Raw genomic sequence first — 18,293 nt, forward strand, 5'->3', positions numbered from 1 at the left:
CATGGAACTCGGCACCCTGATCAGCCGCCTCAACGGCGATTGCCGCCGCGCCCTGGAACGGGCCGCGCAGCGCTGCCTGCAGCGCGGCCACCACTACGTGGAAATCGAACACCTGCTGCTGGAGCTGTTGGACATCGAGGGCGGCGATTTCACCTGCCTGCTGCCGCGCTTCGGCTTGGAGCCGGACGCCGTCGCTGCCGAGATCAACAAGGCGCTGGAACTGTTCAAATCCGGCAGCACCCGCACCCCGGCCCTCTCCAGCCAGACCGTCGGCCTGCTGGAAGACGCCGTGGTCCAGGCCAGCGTGCTCGGCGTCGGCAGCATCCGCTCCGGCCTGCTGCTGTTGGCCCTGCTCGACCGCGAAGAACGCCGCAGCCTGTTGCTCAACAGCGCTTCCTCCCTGTTGCGGGTGCCGCGCGAAACCCTGCGCAGCAACCTGCTGGAATGGACCCAGCCCTCCCGGGAAGCCCCGGCCGGCGGAGCAAAAGGCAAGACCGTGAAGCGCGACGACGCGCCGAGCGAAGAGCCGCTCCTCAACCAGTACACCCAGGACCTCACCGAAGACGCCCGCAACGGCCGCATCGACCCCATCGTCGGCCGCGACGGCGAGATCCGCCAGACCATCGACATCCTTCTGCGTCGCCGACAGAACAACCCGATCCTGGTCGGCGCCCCGGGCGTGGGCAAGACCGCGGTGGTCGAAGGCCTGGCCCTGCGCATCGCTGCCGGTGACGTGCCGCCGCCGCTCAAGGACGTCGCCGTACGGGTGCTCGACCTCGGTCTGCTGCAGGCCGGCGCCGGGGTCAAAGGCGAATTCGAGCAGCGTTTAAAAGGCGTGATCGACGCGGTGCGCAGTGCGGAAAAGCCGATCATCCTGTTTATCGACGAGGCCCACACCATGATCGGCGCCGGCGCCTCCGAGGGCCAGAGCGACGCCGCCAACCTGCTCAAGCCGGCCCTGGCCCGGGGCGAACTGCGCACCATCGCCGCCACCACCTGGCTGGAATACAAGAAGTACTTCGAAAAGGACCCGGCCCTGGCCCGTCGCTTCCAGCTGGTGCAGGTCGAAGAGCCGGATGAAGCCACCGCCGTGGAAATGCTCCGCGGCGTGGCCAGCAAACTGGAACAGCATCACGGGGTGCAGGTGCTGGACGCGGCCATTCATGACGCGGTGAAACTCTCGCACCGCTACATCTCCGGCCGGCAACTGCCGGACAAGGCCATCAGCGTGCTGGACACCGCCTGCGCCCGCGTCTCACTGGGCCAGCACGACACACCGCCACCGCTGGAAAGCCTGCGCCACCGCCAGCAGGCCCTGCAGGAAGAAGTCGAACGCCTGCGCCGCGAACAGGCCACCGGCCTGGACCACAGCGAGCGCATCACCGGCCTGGAAGACGAGTCCGCCGCCAACGTGCGGGCCATCCGCGAACTGGACAAACGCTGGGGCGAAGAGCGCGAGGCGGTCAGCCAACTGCTGGAAGCCCGCCGCGAACTGCTGGCCCTCAGTGAAACCCTCGACCCGAACAACACCGACGAAGAACTGGACGGCCGCATCGACCACCTGGCTGCCGAACTGGCGCGCCTGGAAAACGGCCTGGAAGCCATTCGCCAGGACGACCCCCTGGTGCCCGAGCAGGTCGACTCGAAGATCGTCGCCGCGGTGATCGCCGGCTGGACCGGCATCCCGGTGGGCAAGATGCTCGCCGACGAAGCCCACGCCGTGCGCACCCTCGGCCAGCGCATGGGCCAACGGGTCATGGGCCAGGACACCGCCCTGGGCACCATCGCCCAACGCCTGCAGGCCTACCGCGCCGGCCTCACCGACCCGGCCAAGCCGGTCGGCGTGTTCCTGCTGCTCGGCCCCACCGGCGTCGGCAAGACCGAAACCGCCTACGCCCTGGCCGACGCCCTGTACGGCGGCGAGCGCAACCTGATCAGCATCAACCTCTCCGAGTACCAGGAAGCCCACACCGTCAGCCAGCTCAAGGGCGCGCCGCCCGGCTACGTCGGCTTCGGCAGCGGCGGCGTCCTCACCGAAGCCGTGCGCCGCCGCCCCTACTCCGTGGTGCTACTCGACGAAATCGAAAAAGCCCATCCGGACGTGCTCGAAGCCTTCTACAACGTCTTCGACAAAGGCGTGATGGAAGACGGCACCGGCCTGGTGGTGGACTTCAAGAACACCGTGATGCTCGCCACCAGCAACGTCGGCGCCGAACTCATCCTCGATACCCCTACGACCCAACTGGGCAGCGACACCTTCAACAGCCACCTGCACAACGTCCTGCTCCAGGCCTTCCGCCCCGCCTTCCTCGCCCGCATGACCGTGGTGCCCTACCACCCATTGGACGAAGCGACCTTGGAAGGCATCGTCCTGGCCAAACTGGAAAAACTGCGCGAACGCTACAAAGCCGCGACCGGAAAACCGTTCGAATTCGATGCGGCGATTGTGAAAGCGGTACTGGCCAAATGCAGCGGGGCTGGGGCGAGGGATATCGAGAATGTGTTGATGACGCAGGTGACGGGGAAGTTGGCGGAGTGGGTGTTGGAGTGAATAAAAATGCAGAAATTCAACCCCTTAAACCCATTACATTCTTAACAACAAGCTGTAGGCCACATAAACCCCATAAGTTTAGAGACCAGGCATGGGAAAAGCCAAGCAAGTAACATGGGAAAACGACACACTGAATGGCGAACAAGGATGTCGCTATCGAAGTATATTTTTAAGCACATTCAGAGAACACCATATCGGACTCCACACAATAATGGACGCAAACAGGCAAGGAGAACATCCTCACGGAATGTGGATCTATGACACGTCCTATCCAAACATTGATGAAATGATATGGGCTTATGCAGCAAGAGCCTGCAGACGGATAGAAAGAAACAGCCATCACATTATTACACATACGCTTCAACACAATGGCCGACTTTACTATCGATTGCGTTTATCCACTACAGCTAACGTTGGCATTGCTGATGCTGAAGGCTCTCGCAACCTCCAGCCACGTATAAAAGGCTTCTGGTATACACATACCCAATTTGCAGACATTGTCTTCGAACCGCGGTCCACTACTGACAATGGACATCACGTTTATTCAATTGTGACGTTCTTTCCTGTCAGCCCACCATCGCCTTGGGACCACGGCACCACCGCGCAATTTTTCGAAGCCAAGGATTATAGCGACTATCAAAAAAACAGACATAGATGGTAATTACTGAGCACAACTCACAAACCACAGGAAGCATATCTCATGTCAGGGCAATCTGTTTGGAGCTGTCTAAAGAGATACGAATCAGGCTGGGTTTCTATATTTACCGCCTACGCTTACGACGAGGACCTAATTATAAAAACCCTAAATCAAAAATATAGCAAGCTTACCGAATACCATGGACATGAGAGCGGAAAACCAGGAGATGGAATACATACTGGAGCAGCAGAAAACAGAACTGCAGCCATGCAATGCCTTCGAGAAAACAAACCTACGGAATTCGTTGCCAGCGCAAAAAAAACCGTGAACAATCAATTAAAAAACCAAAACATAAAAAAGACAGAAAACATGCTTGCAATAATAAAATCTGAAGCACATCTCGGGGTATTGCTCCAGACGCTGACAGGCTACGACCCGCAATGGCACAAAGATAAATCAGCGTGGTCCGCTTACGCCCTAAAATATCGAGAAAAAAAAGGTAAAGATCCACAAAAGCCCTGAGTGGGGGTCGTCAGAGAGTCGCAACTCTAGTTCTACATCCCAAGGGAGGCCCTAAAAATGGTGAATCTATTTCTAATTTTGCTTTCGTCACAACCAGACTTATAGCCGAGCCTACCAATGCCCCGCCCCACCGACACCACAACCACCCTCTCCGTCACGGCATCCGCCCTGGCGGATCTGTACCCGGAAACCCTGGCCGGTGAGGAGGTGTTGAATGCGCTGGGCAGCCTGAGTTTGCACGGGTATAGCGCCACGCCGCTGACCCTGGCCGATGCGGTGGCGAGCCATGTCACGGCGACGGTGCACAACGATGACCTGCTGCGCCCGGTCGATGCGCTGTGCGCGGAGATTCGCCAATTGCCGGGCGATGCCAGCGCGGACCGCTACCAGTTGCTGCTGCGCCCCTGGCTCTGGTGGCTGAATCTGGCCAGCAATAACCGGGTGTTCCAGAACAAGAGCACAAGCGACATCGTCACCGCCATTTTCGACCTGCACGGCTTCACCGACTACAAACTGTCGCTCACCGGCAGCTACACGCCCCGCGAGTACTGCGTGCAGTACGGCGAGAGCGATTTCGCCTTCGTCTCGCGGTTGCTGGAGGAGGAAGGCATTTTCTGGTTCTTCACTCATGAGGCCGGCACCCACACCCTGGTGTTGGGCGACAGCAACGACGCCTTCCCGGCCATTCCCAACGGGCCGAAGGTGCCTTACTTGGGTCAGGAAATCGGTGTGCGCGAGTTGCACGGTGTTCGCTCGGCGCAGTACAGCATCCAGGCGGTGAGCGGCGTCTACAGTGCCACCGACTACGAGTTCACCACCCCCACTACTTCGCTGTACTCCCAGGCCGAAGCCAAGGCCGGGCCGCGCACGGTGTACGAGCACCCCGGTGGCTACATCGCCAAGGCCCGGGGCGATGCCTTGACCAAGCAACGGGTGGACGGCCTGCGCAGCCAGGAGAAGCGCCTGGTTGGCGAAAGCGATTGCCGCTGGCTGGTGCCGGGGCACTGGTTCACCCTGGGCGGCCATGACGATGCCACGTTGAACATCGATTGGGTGGTGACCTCGCTGACCTTCGAGGCCAGCCACGAACACTACCGCAACCGCTTCGAGGCAATCCCCAAGGCCACCGCCTACCGCCCGCCGCGCAGCACGCCGAAGCCACGCATGCATACCCAGACCGCCCTGGTGGTGGGCAAGGCCGGCGAGGAAATCTGGACCGACGAGTACGGGCGGATCAAGATCCAGTTCCCCTGGGACCGCGACGGCAAGAACGATGAAACCTCATCCTGCTGGGTGCGGGTGGTGCTGCCCTGGAGCGGCAAGGGCTTCGGCATGCAGTTCATCCCGCGCATCGGCCAGGAGGTGATCGTCACCTTTATCGACGGCGACCCGGACCGGCCGCTGGTCACCGGCTGCGTGTACAACGGCGACAATCCCCTGCCCTACGCGCTACCGGCCAACCAGACGCAATCCGGGATCAAGACCAACTCGTCCAAGGGCGGTGGCGGCTTCAACGAGCTGCGCTTCGAGGACAAGAAGGACAGCGAAGAGGTGTTCCTGCAGGCGCAGAAGGACTTCAACATCAACGTGCTCAACGACACCACCGCCACCGTCGGCCACGACGAAACCCTTACCGTGCAGAACGCCCGCACCCGAACCGTGAAGGACGGCGACGAAACCGTGACCCTGGAGAAAGGCAAGCGCAGCGTGACCATCCAGACCGGTAGCGACACCCTGGACGTGAAGGACACCCGCACCGTGAAGGTCGGCAGCGACCAGACCCACAGCACCGGCGGCAACTACACCGAGACAGTCACCGGCAATTACCAGCTGACGGTGGATGGCAACCTGACCATCAAGGTCAGCGGCACCCTCACCCTGCAGAGTACCGGCGATTTCCTGGCCAAGAGCGACGCCAACCTCACCACCCAGGCCGCCATGGCCCTGACCGACAAGGCCGGCACCGCGCTTACCAACCAGGCCGGCACCTCGCTGGACAATAAAGCAGGTACCACGCTGACCAACGATGCAGGCATCAGCCTGACCAACAAGGCCGCCGCCGAACAGACGGTGGACGGCGGCGGCATGCTGACCCTCAAGGGCGGCCTGGTGAAGGTGAACTGACATGGCGAACTCCGGCAAGCTCGACCTCACCCGCGGCGACAGCCACCTGGACGGCCGCCTGCTCGACGGCAGCCTCGAAGGCCCGCTGCGCATCGACGAAAACAGCCGCCCCCAGGCCAGCCTGGGCTACCACCAGGGCGAACTGCACGGCGCCAGCACCCTGTTCCACCCCAACGGCAAGGTCTCGGCACAGATGCCATTCGTGCGCGGCAAGGTGCACGGGGTCGCCAGCTTTTATGGCGCCGATGGCAAGCTGCAACGCAAGGCGAGCTACCGCAACGGCCTGTTGCATGGCGAGGCGCTGACCTATTTTGCCGACGGCCAGGTGGCCGAGCGCGAACAGTACCGGGACGGCGTGCGCGACGGGATTTACCAGCGTTTTCACCCCAACGGCCAGTTGGCCTTCGACGGCCGTTACCGCAACGGCGACCTGCTGGACAACGCCCAACCTTTCGCCGACGACGGCCGCCCCCTGGACGACGACGGCAAACCGATCTCCCGCCTGCGCTGGTGGTGGCGCCGCTGGAGCGAGCCAAGCGAGGCGTGAAGGCTGCGCGCGTTCCGTAGGAGCGGACTTGTCCGCGAGCTCGACGGTTTGTGCCTCGCACCGATCGCAACGAATGAATGCAAAAGCTCGCGGGCAAGCCCGCTCCTACAAGGGCAGACACCGCCTGCGTTCAGGAACGTCGCAGTGGTGGATGGGTGAAGCGTCATCCACCCTACGCCAGCAGGTGTTCGGGCCCCTCTGTGGGAGCCCCGACTCGGGGCGAAGCGTGCGATTGCATCGTGACGGCCATTCGCCGCGGGTCGCGGCTCCTACAAAACGCATGCAGCCCGTAGGGTGGATGTCGCTTTACCCATCCACCGAAATCACCGCCTCGACGCGTGCTTGAAGAAAAGCTAGGGAATCAGCATCTGCACCTGGCCTGGCATGATGATCTTGATCACGCCGGCCCAGGTGCACATCAGGGTGCTGTTGGCGTCGAGCGAGGGCATGTTGCCCAGCAACATCGTCGGCGGGCCGCCGGGGATCCAGGGGGTGGCGGTGGCCGGGATGCAGGGCATGGGGGTAAGCACGCCGAGGGCGGCTGCGGTGGCGGCGGCCACGGTGGGGTTGGCCAGGCTCTGGCACAGGCCGAAGGTGGGAATATTGACCAGCGGGATGTGGTCCATGATGTTGGCAGCGGGCATGCCGCTGGTGAGGGTGCGGTTGACCGGCAACACGTTGAGCACCGTCGGTGCCAGGCCGAAACTGCATTGCAGCGTTGCGCCGCTGCACACTTGCGGACATCCCATTCCTGCTCCTGCTATCCGTCGCGGTGACAATCGCCTACGGGATAGAGGGTAGACCAAACGCCCGCAGCCGCTCGGGGAGCGGCTGCGGTTGCACGATCACGCTCAGACTTCGACTACCACACGCCCGCGGCTCGGGCAGGTTTCCATGTGGCGGTGCGCGGCGACGATATCGCTGAAGGCGAACTTGCGGTTGATCAGCGGGCGCAGCACGCCGTCGCGGGTCAACTGGTTGATGCCGTTCAGGGCCTTGGCCACCGCTTCCTTGTCCTGCGGAATGCCCAACTCCTCCTTGCCGGTGAAGTTGCCGATGCAGTGCACGAAGAACTGGATGTTCTTCTGGAACGCCGCGCAGGCCGGGAACGGTGTCTCGTTGCCGCCCTGCAGGCCGAACAGGATCAGCCGGCCGCGGGGCGCCAGGGCGTCACCGAGCAGGCACATCTGCGGGCCGCCCAGGGAATCCATGACGATGTCCACGCCGCGGTTGTCCGTGAGTTTCTGCACACGGCTGACCAGGTCCTGCTCCTCGGTGAGGATCACATGATCGGCACCCAGTTCGCGCAGGTAGTCGCCGTCCTCGGTCTGGCCGGTGGCAGCGATGACCTTGGCGCCCAGCGCCTTGCCCATCTGCACGATATAGGGGCCCCAGCACTGGCTGGCGGCGGTGACCAGCACGGTCTCGCCCGGCTTCATATGCGCCAGCTCGACGAAACCGAACCAGCCGACCATCGACGGCAGGTAGTGCACGCTGGCTTCCTGGGGCGACAGCAGCTCCGGGTAGCGCGTCAGCGACGTGCGCGGCAGCACCACTTCGTCGGCGTACGAGGGGTAATGATTGGGGTTGTGCCCGGGGAAGCTGGCGACGCGATCGCCAACCGCCAGGTCGTCGACGCCCTCGCCCACGGCCAGGACTTCGCCGGCCATCTCATGGCCCAGCCCAGCCGGCAATTGTGCCGGGGTGCTGGCCAGGTTCTGCCGCCAGAGCACGTCGTACCAACTGACACCAATGGCCTCGACACGAATCAGCACTTCGCCAGCGGCAGGCGCAGGGCGCGAGCGCTCTTCGATCTTGAGGACATCGGCCTCGCCAAACTGATGAAAACGAACGATGCGGGACATCGCAAACCTCTTCGGTTGACCCGTTATGGCCATGGACTTTATCTGGGCTTTGCCGGCAATACCACCCGCCGGCACTGATATTCGACATGTCTGTGAGTGATGATACTGGCCGTAGGTATCAACTCTGCACGTTTGTATATTGCTTCGCAGGCCTGATCCGCATTAGCCTGAGCAAGCGCACGCTTCGCGCGCCCTTCCTGCATATGGACACCGGATGAATCGCAACGATCTGCGCCGCGTCGACCTCAATCTCCTGATTGTTTTTGAAACGCTGATGCACGAGCGCAGCGTGACGCGCGCGGCTGAGAAGCTATTTCTGGGCCAACCGGCGATCAGCGCCGCGTTGTCGCGCCTGCGCAGCCTGTTCGACGACCCGCTGTTCGTGCGTACCGGGCGCAGCATGGAGCCCACCGCGCGCGCCCAGGAAATCTTCGCCCTGCTCTCGCCGGCCCTGGATTCGATCTCCACGGCGGTCAGCCGCGCCGCCGATTTCGACCCGGCCACCAGCAATGCGGTGTTCCGGATCGGCCTGTCGGACGACGTCGAGTTCGGCCTGCTGCCGCCGCTGATCAAGCGCCTGCGCGCCGAGGCACCGGGCGTGGTGCTGGTGATCCGCCGCACCAACTACTTATTGATGCCCGGCCTGCTGGCCTCCGGGGAAATCTCCGTGGGCGTGGCCTACACCGAGGAACTCCCCGCCAACGCCAAGCGCAAGGTGCTGCGACGCGCCAAGGCCAAGCTGCTGCGGGCCGACACCGTGCCCGGCCCGCTGAGCCTGGACGACTTCTGTGCCCGCCCCCACGCCCTGGTGTCGTTCGCCGGCGACCTGGGCGGCTTCATCGATGAAGGGCTGGAAAAGATCGGCCGCAAGCGCCGCGTGGTGCTGGCCGTGCCACAGTTCAACGGCCTGGGTACCCTGCTCAGCGGTACCGATATCGTCGCCACCGTGCCGGACTACACCGCCGCCGCGCTGAGCGCTGCCGGCGGGCTGCGCACCGAGGACCTGCCAATCGAGATGCAGACCTTCGAGCTGCACATGACCTGGCGCGGTGCCCAGGACAACGACCCCGCCGAACGCTGGCTGCGTTCGCGTATCCAGATGTTCGTCGGCGACCCCGACAGCCTGTGAACGCCCCCATACGGTGCAGCGGAGCCCCTCCGCTGCCCGTTTCGCACCACTATCGAGCTATATCGATATAACCAGCCCATTCATCATTCCGAATGATATTCAAATTCGTATCGTTCGATTCGTCGTAGGCCCTTGCGCGCAGCAGACTCCGCCCATCCATAAAACCCTCTGGCGGAATCACACATGGAACAGCCAAATAAAAATACCTGGCGCTTTCCCCTTGCTCTCGCAGCGGTACTGGTCCTCAGTGCCTGCGGCAAAACTCCCGAAACCACTCAGCAGATGCCCGCCGCCAAGGTCAGCGTCGCCGAGGTCATCGAACAACCAATCAACGAGTGGGATGAATTCACTGGCCGCCTGGAAGCCCCGGAATCGGTCGAGATCCGTCCCCGCGTCTCCGGCTTCATCGACAAGGTAGCCTTCCAGGAAGGTCGCCTGGTCAAGAAAGGCGACCTGCTGTTCCAGATCGACCCGCGCCCGTTCCAGGCCGAAGTCAAACGCCTCGAAGCCCAACTGCAACAAGCCCGCGCCAACCAGTCCCGCACCGTGAGCGAAGCCCGCCGCGGTGAGCGCCTGCGCCAGAGCAACGCGATCTCCGCCGAACTCGCCGATGCCCGCGCCAGCGCCGCCCAGGAAGCCCAGGCCGCCGTGGCCGGCATCCAGGCCGAACTGGACAACGCCCGCCTCAACCTGAGCTTCACCCGCGTCACCGCGCCGATCGACGGCCGCGTCAGCCGCGCCGAGATCACCGAGGGCAACCTGGTCACCGCCGGCCAGAGCCTGCTCACCAGCGTGGTCAGCACCGACAAGGTCTACGCCTACTTCGACGCCGACGAGCGCGTGTTCCTCAAGTACCTGGAACTGGCCCGCAAGGACGAGCGCGATGCCCGTGGCGCCAGCCCGGTGTACCTGGGCCTGTCCAACGAAGACGGTCACCCGCACCTCGGCCAGCTGGACTTCCTGGACAACCAGGTCAACCCGCAGACCGGCACCATCCGTGGCCGCGCCGTGTTCGACAACCGTGACGGCCGCTTCACCCCCGGCCTGTATGCCCGCCTGAAACTGGTCGGCAGCAGCACCTACGCCGCCACCCTGATCCAGGACGCCGCCGTCGGCACCGATCTGGGCAAGAAGTTCGTGCTGGTACTGGGTGCCGACAACAGCGTGAATTACCGCGCCATCGAGATGGGACCGAAGATGGAAGGCCTGCGCATCGTCCGCACCGGCCTGGCCAAGGGCGAGAAGATCGTGGTCAACGGCCTGCAGCGCGCCATGCCGGGCTCCATCGTCGACCCGCAGAACGTCGCCATGGCCGATGAAGACACCCTGGCCAGCCTCGCCCGTCAGCGCGAAGCCGTCGAAAGCCGTGATAACCCTCGTGTCGCCGTGAAGAACACCGGGTCCACTCCCGCCCCACGCAGCTAACAGGTCACGACGATGAATTTCTCCCAATTTTTCATATTGCGGCCGATTTTCGCCGCGGTGCTGTCGCTGATCATCCTGATCGGCGGCGCCATCTCGCTGTTCCAGCTACCGATCAGCGAATACCCCGAAGTGGTCCCGCCCACCGTGGTGGTGCGCGCCAATTTCCCCGGTGCCAACCCCAAGGTCATCGGCGAAACCGTGGCCTCGCCCCTGGAACAGGCCATCGTCGGCGTGGAAGGCATGCTGTACATGTCGTCGCAGTCGACCAGCGACGGCAAGCTGACCCTGACCGTCACCTTCGCCCTGGGTACCGACCTGGACAACGCCCAGGTGCAGGTGCAGAACCGCGTAACGCGGACCATGCCGACCCTGCCCACCGAGGTGCAGCGCCTGGGTGTGACCGTGGACAAGGCGTCCCCCGACCTGACCATGGTGGTGCACCTGACCTCACCGGATCAGCGCTACGACATGCTCTACCTGTCCAACTACGCCGCGCTCAACGTCAAGGACGAGCTGGCGCGCCTGGACGGCGTGGGTGACGTGCAGCTGTTCGGCATGGGCAACTACTCGCTGCGCGTGTGGCTGGACCCGAACAAGGTGGCCTCGCGCAACCTCACCGCCACCGACGTGGTCAACGCCATCCGCGAGCAGAACCGCCAGGTGGCGGCCGGTGCCCTCGGTGCGCCGCCCTCGGAGGCCGGCAACAGCTTCCAGCTGTCGATCAACACCCAGGGCCGTCTGGTCACGGAAGAGGAATTCGAGAACATCATCATCCGTGCCGGTGACGATGGCGAAATCACGCGCCTCAGGGACATTGCCCGTATCGAACTGGGTTCCAGCCAGTACGCCCTGCGCTCGCTGCTGAACAACCAGCCGGCGGTCGCCATCCCGGTGTTCCAGCGGCCCGGTTCCAACGCCATCGAGATTTCCGACTCGGTGCGTGAGCGCATGGCCGAACTGAAGCAGAGCTTCCCCCAGGGCGTGGACTACGAAATCGTCTATGACCCGACCATCTTCGTCCGTGGTTCCATCGAGGCGGTGGTGCACACCCTGCTCGAAGCCATCGTGCTGGTGGTGCTGGTGGTGATCCTCTTCCTGCAGACCTGGCGTGCCTCGATCATCCCGCTGGCCGCCGTGCCGGTGTCGCTGATCGGTACGTTCGCCGTGATGCACATGTTCGGCTTCTCGCTCAACGCCCTGTCGCTGTTCGGCCTGGTACTGGCCATCGGTATCGTGGTGGACGACGCCATCGTCGTGGTGGAGAACGTCGAGCGGAACATCGGCCTCGGCAAGACCCCGCTCGAAGCCACCAAGCAGGCCATGAAAGAAGTGACCGGCCCGATCGTCGCCACGGCCCTGGTGCTGTGTGCGGTGTTCGTCCCGACTGCGTTCATCTCCGGCCTCACCGGGCAGTTCTACCAGCAGTTCGCCCTGACCATCGCGATTTCCACGGTGATCTCGGCCATCAACTCCCTGACCCTGTCGCCGGCCCTAGCCGCCCTGCTGCTGAAAAGCCACGGCGCACCGAAGGACGGTTTCTCCAGGGTCCTCGACAAACTGTTCGGCGGCTGGCTGTTCGGCCCGTTCAACCGCATGTTCGACCGCGCCAGCAATGGCTACGTCGGCACCGTGCGCCGCGTGCTGCGTGCCAGTGGTGTGGCCATGCTGCTGTATGTCGGCCTGCTGGGCCTGGGCTACATGGGCTTCTCCAGCACCCCGACCGGTTTCGTGCCGCAACAGGACAAGCAGTACCTGGTCGCCTTCGCCCAACTGCCGGATGCCGCCACCCTCGACCGTACCGAGGACGTCATCAAGCGCATGTCGGAAATCGCCGGCAAGCACCCGGGCGTGGAGAACACCGTGGCCTTCCCGGGCCTGTCGATCAACGGTTTCACCAACAGCCCGAACAGCGGCATCGTGTTCACCCCGCTGCGCCCGTTCGACGAGCGCAAGGACCCGTCGATGAGCGCCAACGCCATCGCGGCCGAGCTCAACGCCCAGTTCGCCGAGATCCAGGACGCCTACATCGCGATCTTCCCACCGCCGCCGGTACAGGGGCTGGGCACCATCGGCGGGTTCCGCCTGCAGATCCAGGACCGCGGTAGCCTCGGCTACGAGGAACTGTTCGTGCAGACCCAGAACATCATCGCCAAGGCGCGCCAGTTGCCGGAGCTGAACCCGATGTCGGTGTTCACCAGCTACCAGGTCAACGTGCCGCAGATCGACGCCAACATCGACCGTGAGAAGGCCAAGACCCACGGCGTGGCCATCAGCGACATCTTCGACACCATGCAGGTGTACCTGGGTTCGCTGTACGCCAACGACTTCAACCGCTTTGGCCGGACCTACCAGGTCAACGTGCAGGCCGAGCAGCAGTTCCGCCTGGAGCCGGAGCAGATCGGCCAGCTCAAGGTGCGCAATAACCGTGGCGAGATGATCCCGCTGTCGACCTTCGTCAAGGTGGACAACAGCTCGGGGCCGGACCGGGTGATGCACTACAACGGCTTCCTCACCGCCGAGATCAACGGCGCGGCAGCCCCCGGCTACAGCTCCGGCCAGGCCGAGGCGGCGATCGCCAAGCTGCTGAAAGAGGAACTGCCCAACGGCATGACCTTCGAGTGGACCGAACTGACCTACCAGCAGATCCTGGCCGGTAACAGCGCGATCTTCATCTTCCCGCTCTGCGTGCTGCTGGCCTTCCTGGTGCTGGCCGCCCAGTACGAAAGCTGGAGCCTGCCGCTGGCGGTGATCCTGATCGTGCCGACCGTGCTGTTCTCGGCCATCGTCGGGGTGATCCTGTCCGGTAGCGACAACAACATCTTTACCCAGATCGGCTTGATCGTACTGGTGGGGCTGGCCTGCAAGAACGCCATCCTGATCATCGAGTTCGCCAAGGAGAAACAGGAAGAAGGCCTGGACCGCGTCGCCGCGGTACTGGAAGCCTGCCGCCTGCGTCTGCGCCCGATCCTGATGACCTCCATCGCCTTCATCATGGGCGTGGTGCCCCTGGTGCTGTCGAGCGGTGCCGGTGCGGAAATGCGCCACGCCATGGGTGTCGCGGTGTTCAGCGGGATGATCGGCGTGACCTTCTTCGGCCTGCTGCTGACCCCGGTGTTCTTCGTCCTGATCCGGGCCTTCGTGGAGAAACGCGAAGCCCGCAAAGCCGCTCGCCTGCAGGAGGTGCATGCATGAAGCTCTTTGCCCCCGCCCTGCTGGTCCTGGCCCTGTCGGCGTGTGCCGTAGGCCCGGACTACAAGACGCCGCAGACCGACGCGGCCACCTTGAGCCATGCACAGGCCAATCAGTACGACCGCTCGCGGTTCGAGGCGGTCTGGTGGCAGCAGTTCGACGACCCGACCCTGAACCAGCTGGTGCAGCAGTCACTGCAGGACAACCGCGAGCTGCGCGTGGCGTTCTCCCGCCTGCGCGCCGCCCGCGCCATCCGCGACGACGTGGCCAACGACCGCCTGCCGACCATCACCAGCCGCGCCAGTGCCGAGATCGGCAAGGGCCAGCGACCGGGTGAAACCAAACAGCGGGTCAACGCCGAGCGCTACGACCTGGGCCTGGACATGGCCTGGGAACTGGACCTGTTCGGCCGCATCCAGCGTCAGCTGGAAGCCAGCGAGGCGCAGATCGAGGTCGCCGAAGCGGATTATTACCAGGTACAGGTCAGCCTGATCGCCGAACTGGTGGACGCCTACGGCAACCTGCGCGGCGCGCAACTACGTGAGCGGATTGCCCGGGAAAACCTGAAGAACCAGCAGGAGTCGCGCGGCATCACCGAGCAACTGCGCGATGCCGGCGTCGGCAGCGAACTGGACGTGCTGCGGGCCGATGCGCGCCTGGCCGCCACCGAGGCCAGCGTGCCGCAACTGCAAGCACAGCAGGTCCGTGCGAAGAACCGCATCGCCACCCTGCTCGGCCAGCGCCCGGACCAGTTGAGCGTGGACCTCTCGGCCCAGCCACTGCCGGCTATCGCCAAGGCCCTGCCGATCGGTGATCCCGCCGAGCTGCTGCGTCGCCGTCCGGACGTGCATGCCGCCGAGCGGCAACTGGCAGCGGCCACCGCCAATATCGGCGTGGCCACCGCCGACCTGTTCCCACGGGTCAGCCTCAGCGGCTTCCTCGGCTTCACCGCCGGGCGCGGCTCGCAACTGGGTTCCTCCGCTGCACGGGCCTGGGGCGTCGCCCCGAGCATCACCTGGGCCGCCTTCGACCTGGGCAGCGTGCGGGCTCGCCTGCGCGGCGCCGAAGCGGAAGCCGACGGTGCCCTGGCGCAGTACGAGCAGCAGGTGCTGCTGGCCCTGGAGGAATCGGAAAACGCCTTCAGCGACTACGCCAAGCAGCAGCAACGCCTGCTGGCCCTGGTGCGTCAGTCGGAAGCCAGCCGCGCCGCCGCGCAGCAGGCCGCCGTGCGCTACCGCGAAGGCACCGTGGACTTCCTGGTGCTGCTCGACGCCGAACGCGAGCGCCTGGCCGCCGAGGACAGCCAGGCCCAGGCAGAAATCGATCTGTATCGCGGCATCGTCGCGATCTACAAGGCTCTTGGTGGCGGCTGGCAACCCAACGCCTGACCCACCTGACGTTGCTCTCCGTGGCGGGTCACCCCGCCACTTCCAGCCCCGCGGATCCGCTCCTGGCCGCGGGGCTTTTTTTGCCCGGCGAACCGGGCCCGGCGATTGCCGTGCCGGCCTGCTTCGGGTAAAACGGCGCAGCGCCCGCCGTACCGGCCGCCCCCACTGCCCGGAGATCCCCATGTTCCGTCGAACCGCCCCCGCCGCCCTGCTGCTCATCGTTGCGCTCATCGCCCTGGCCATGCTCGCCGGCGCGCTGTTTGCCCAGCATGTCCTCGGTTGGGAGCCGTGCACCCTGTGCGTGCAGATTCGCCTGTGGCTGGCCCTGGCCGCGGTATTCGCCCTGGTGCTCAGCGTGGCCGCCGCGACCCGCCAGACCTGGCTGTCGGTGCTGGCCTGGCCGCTGTTGCTGGCTGCCGCCGGCATGGCGCTGGTCGACAACGCCCACGTGGTGCTGATCGAGCTGGGCATCATGGAAAGCTCCAGCTGCTCGCCGTTCCCCTTCTATTCCCAGTACCTGCCCCTGCACGAATACCTGCCAGAGGTGTTCATGAGCGGTGGCATCTGCGGGCAGAACGATTACGCTGTGCTCGGCGTGCCGTTCACCGTCTGGACCCTGGCGAGCATCGCCGCCCTGGCGGCCTTCATCCTGCTGACCCTGTGGCGTAGCCTGCGCAGCCGGCGCTGAGCCATGCGTCAGGTCCTGGTTGTCGGTTATGTCTGGCCGGAGCCGCGTTCGTCGGCCGCTGGCACCCGCCTGTACGAATTGCTCAGCCTGTTCCGCCAGCAAGGCTGGCAGGTGACTTTCGCCAGCGCCGCGGCGCTCTCGGAGCACCGCGCCGACCTGGCGCCGCTGGGCATTCCGGAAGTCGAGATCACCCTCAACTGCGACAGCTTCGACGCCCTGGTCGCCGAGCTGAAACCGGACCTGGTGCTGTTCGACCGCTTCTTCACCGAAGAACAGTTCGCCTGGCGCGTCGAGCGGGCCTGGCCGAATGCCGTGCGCGTGCTCGACACCAGCGACCTGCACAGCCTGCGCGACGCCCGCCATCACCAGCTGAAACAGGCGCAGCAGGCCTGCGCCAATGAAACCGAACGGCACCAGGTGGGCCCTGTCGAGGCCGACCAGGACCAGCTGTACGCCGCCATGGCCGGCCAGGACATGGCCCAGCGCGAGATCGCCGCGATCTACCGCAGCGACCTGACCCTGATGATTTCCACCTATGAGATGCAACTGCTGCAGGAACGCTTCGGCATTGCCCCTGCGCTGCTGCACCACTGCGCACTGATGCTGATCCCCAGCGGCACCGCCCAGCCGGATTTTGCCGAACGCGAGCACTTCGTCAGCATCGGCAACTTCCGCCACGCGCCGAACTGGGATTCGGTGCTGTGGCTCAAGCACGCCCTGTGGCCGCTGATCCGCCAGCGCCTGCCCCAGGCCCAGCTGCACGTGTACGGCGCCTACCCGCCGCCCAAGGCCACGGCGTTGCACAACGCCAAGCAGGGCTTCCATGTGCTGGGCTGGGCCGACGATGCGCACCGGGTGATCAGCCAGGCCCGGGTGTGCCTGGCGCCGCTGCGCTTCGGCGCGGGGATCAAGGGCAAGCTGGCCGACGCCATGGCCTGCGGCACCCCCAGCGTGACCACGCCGATCGGCAGCGAAGGCATGCACGGCGACCTGCCCTGGGGCGGCGCGGTGGTGCACAACGCCGCCGCGTTCGCCGACGCCGCCGTCAGCCTGTACGAAGACGCCCAGCGCTGGCAGCAGGCCCGCCAGCACGGCACGGCCATCCTCGAGCAACTGTACGACCGCGAGCGGCTGGGCCGTGAGCTGATCGAACGCCTGGAGCAGTTGTTCGCGCAACGCGATGCCCTGCGCCAGCAGAACTTCGTCGGCAGCATGCTGCGCCACCACCTGCACAAGAGCACGCAGTACATGTCGCAGTGGATCGCCGCGAAGAACCGCTGAGCGCACGGCGGAACGTCAGACGATCCCGCCATTGACCCGCAGCGTCTGGCCGTTGACCCAGGCGCCCGCATCGCTGACCAGGAAGGCCACCACCGCCGCGATGTCCTCCGGTACGCCCAGCCGTTCCAGCGGCGCCTGCCGTGCCATCTGCTCGACCGCCTCGGGACTCTTGCCGTGCAGGAACAGGTCGGTGGCGGTCGGCCCCGGGGCGATGGCATTGACGCAGATGCCGCGCCCGCGCAGCTCCTTGGCGAAGATCACCGTCAGGCTTTCCACCGCCGCCTTGGACGCCGCGTAGGCGGCGTACCCCGGCAGGGCCAGCCCCACCACGCTGCTGGAAAAGTTGATCACCCGCCCGCCGGCGTTCAGGCGCCGGGCCGCCAGGCGCAGGGTGTTGAAGGTGCCCTGGGTGTTGATGGCGAAAATCCGCTGATACAAGGCATCGTCGGTGTCCACCAGGTTGACCCGCCCCGGCTGGATCACCCCGGCGTTGTTGACCAGGATATCGACGCCGCCGTAGGCCAGCTCCGTCTGGTCGAACAGCACCTCCACCGCCACCGGGTCGCTGATGTCGGCCAGCACCGCGCAGGCCTGACCGCCGCTGGCGGTGATCTCGCGGACCACCTGCTCGGCCTCTTCCAGGCGAGAGGCGTAGTTGACCACCACGCGGATGCCGTCGCGGGCCAGGCGACGAGCGATGGCAGCACCGATGCCCCGCGAGGCGCCGGTGACGATCGCGACTCTGGACATACCCCCTCCGAACCCGACGACCCACGACACTGTGGGTATAGCCGCGTCCGGCGCGCCCCGTACGACCGACCGTCAAACGGTCATGTGGCTGGCGTAAGCTGGAAGAAAAACGCCACGAACAGGCAACAATCCGCTTATAAAAAGACGGTACCAGGCGAAATTCCGCCACCCACTGTGAAAGCGGTCACATCATTTTC

The 18,293-nt window shown here is 64.6% G+C and carries 14 protein-coding genes; 11 read left to right on the forward strand and 3 right to left on the reverse strand.

The features are described 5' to 3' along the window. Window position 1 precedes the first annotated feature (1 nt). The 5 genes from tssH (at window position 2) to N5C28_RS12235 (ending at window position 6,381) form a co-directional block, all read left to right on the forward strand. On the forward strand, window positions 2-2,551 hold the full coding sequence (tssH, locus tag N5C28_RS12215; RefSeq protein WP_279822588.1) for a type VI secretion system ATPase TssH: 2,550 nt from the start codon (window positions 2-4) through the stop codon (window positions 2,549-2,551). A gap of 91 nt (window positions 2,552-2,642) precedes the next feature. Beyond that, a complete protein-coding gene (locus tag N5C28_RS12220) occupies window positions 2,643-3,212 on the forward strand; it encodes a hypothetical protein (protein WP_279822589.1) in 570 nt (189 codons plus the stop codon). A gap of 39 nt (window positions 3,213-3,251) precedes the next feature. Further along, complete coding sequence (locus tag N5C28_RS12225) at window positions 3,252-3,710, forward strand: hypothetical protein (RefSeq protein ID WP_279822591.1); 459 nt, start codon at window positions 3,252-3,254, stop codon at window positions 3,708-3,710. Window positions 3,711-3,827: 117 nt separating this feature from the next. After that, the gene (gene tssI / locus N5C28_RS12230; protein WP_279822592.1) at window positions 3,828-5,834 is read left to right on the forward strand and encodes a type VI secretion system tip protein TssI/VgrG; all 2,007 of its coding nucleotides are present in this window, start codon (window positions 3,828-3,830) and stop codon (window positions 5,832-5,834) included. Window position 5,835: 1 nt separating this feature from the next. Beyond that, on the forward strand, window positions 5,836-6,381 hold the full coding sequence (locus N5C28_RS12235; protein WP_279822593.1) for a toxin-antitoxin system YwqK family antitoxin: 546 nt from the start codon (window positions 5,836-5,838) through the stop codon (window positions 6,379-6,381). Window positions 6,382-6,734: 353 nt separating this feature from the next. On the opposite strand, the gene N5C28_RS12240 is transcribed toward N5C28_RS12235, so the two are convergent. Then, a complete protein-coding gene (locus N5C28_RS12240) occupies window positions 6,735-7,130 on the reverse strand; it encodes a DUF4280 domain-containing protein (protein WP_279822594.1) in 396 nt (131 codons plus the stop codon). Window positions 7,131-7,232: 102 nt separating this feature from the next. Further along, on the reverse strand, window positions 7,233-8,246 hold the full coding sequence (locus N5C28_RS12245) for a zinc-dependent alcohol dehydrogenase family protein (RefSeq protein ID WP_279822595.1): 1,014 nt from the start codon (window positions 8,244-8,246) through the stop codon (window positions 7,233-7,235). A gap of 214 nt (window positions 8,247-8,460) precedes the next feature. Here N5C28_RS12245 and N5C28_RS12250 point away from each other — a divergent pair, with 214 nt between their 5' ends. The 6 genes from N5C28_RS12250 (at window position 8,461) to N5C28_RS12275 (ending at window position 17,346) form a co-directional block, all read left to right on the forward strand. Next, window positions 8,461-9,375 (forward strand): LysR family transcriptional regulator, encoded by a 915-nt coding sequence (locus N5C28_RS12250; RefSeq protein ID WP_279822596.1) that lies wholly within the window; start codon window positions 8,461-8,463, stop codon window positions 9,373-9,375. Window positions 9,376-9,558: 183 nt separating this feature from the next. Then, a complete protein-coding gene (gene mexE, locus N5C28_RS12255; RefSeq protein WP_279822597.1) occupies window positions 9,559-10,800 on the forward strand; it encodes a multidrug efflux RND transporter periplasmic adaptor subunit MexE in 1,242 nt (413 codons plus the stop codon). Between the two features lie 12 nt (window positions 10,801-10,812). After that, complete coding sequence (locus N5C28_RS12260) at window positions 10,813-13,992, forward strand: efflux RND transporter permease subunit (RefSeq protein WP_279822598.1); 3,180 nt, start codon at window positions 10,813-10,815, stop codon at window positions 13,990-13,992. Continuing rightward, window positions 13,989-15,377 carry an efflux transporter outer membrane subunit gene (locus N5C28_RS12265; RefSeq protein WP_279822600.1) on the forward strand — a complete coding sequence of 463 codons (1,389 nt, stop codon included), beginning with the start codon at window positions 13,989-13,991 and terminating at the stop codon, window positions 15,375-15,377. Before N5C28_RS12260 ends, N5C28_RS12265 begins: the two co-directional genes overlap by 4 nt. A gap of 181 nt (window positions 15,378-15,558) precedes the next feature. Continuing rightward, window positions 15,559-16,065, forward strand: a complete 507-nt coding sequence (locus N5C28_RS12270; RefSeq protein ID WP_279822602.1) for a disulfide bond formation protein B — start codon at window positions 15,559-15,561, stop codon at window positions 16,063-16,065. A gap of 3 nt (window positions 16,066-16,068) precedes the next feature. Further along, window positions 16,069-17,346, forward strand: a complete 1,278-nt coding sequence (locus N5C28_RS12275; RefSeq protein ID WP_279822604.1) for a glycosyltransferase — start codon at window positions 16,069-16,071, stop codon at window positions 17,344-17,346. A gap of 15 nt (window positions 17,347-17,361) precedes the next feature. Here N5C28_RS12275 and N5C28_RS12280 read toward each other — a convergent pair whose 3' ends face one another. Beyond that, a complete protein-coding gene (locus N5C28_RS12280; RefSeq protein WP_279822606.1) occupies window positions 17,362-18,096 on the reverse strand; it encodes an SDR family oxidoreductase in 735 nt (244 codons plus the stop codon). Between the last annotated feature and the right edge of the window lie 197 nt (window positions 18,097-18,293).

It is taken from the genome of Pseudomonas sp. GD03944, assembly GCF_029839275.1.
Lineage (GTDB): Bacteria > Pseudomonadota > Gammaproteobacteria > Pseudomonadales > Pseudomonadaceae > Aquipseudomonas.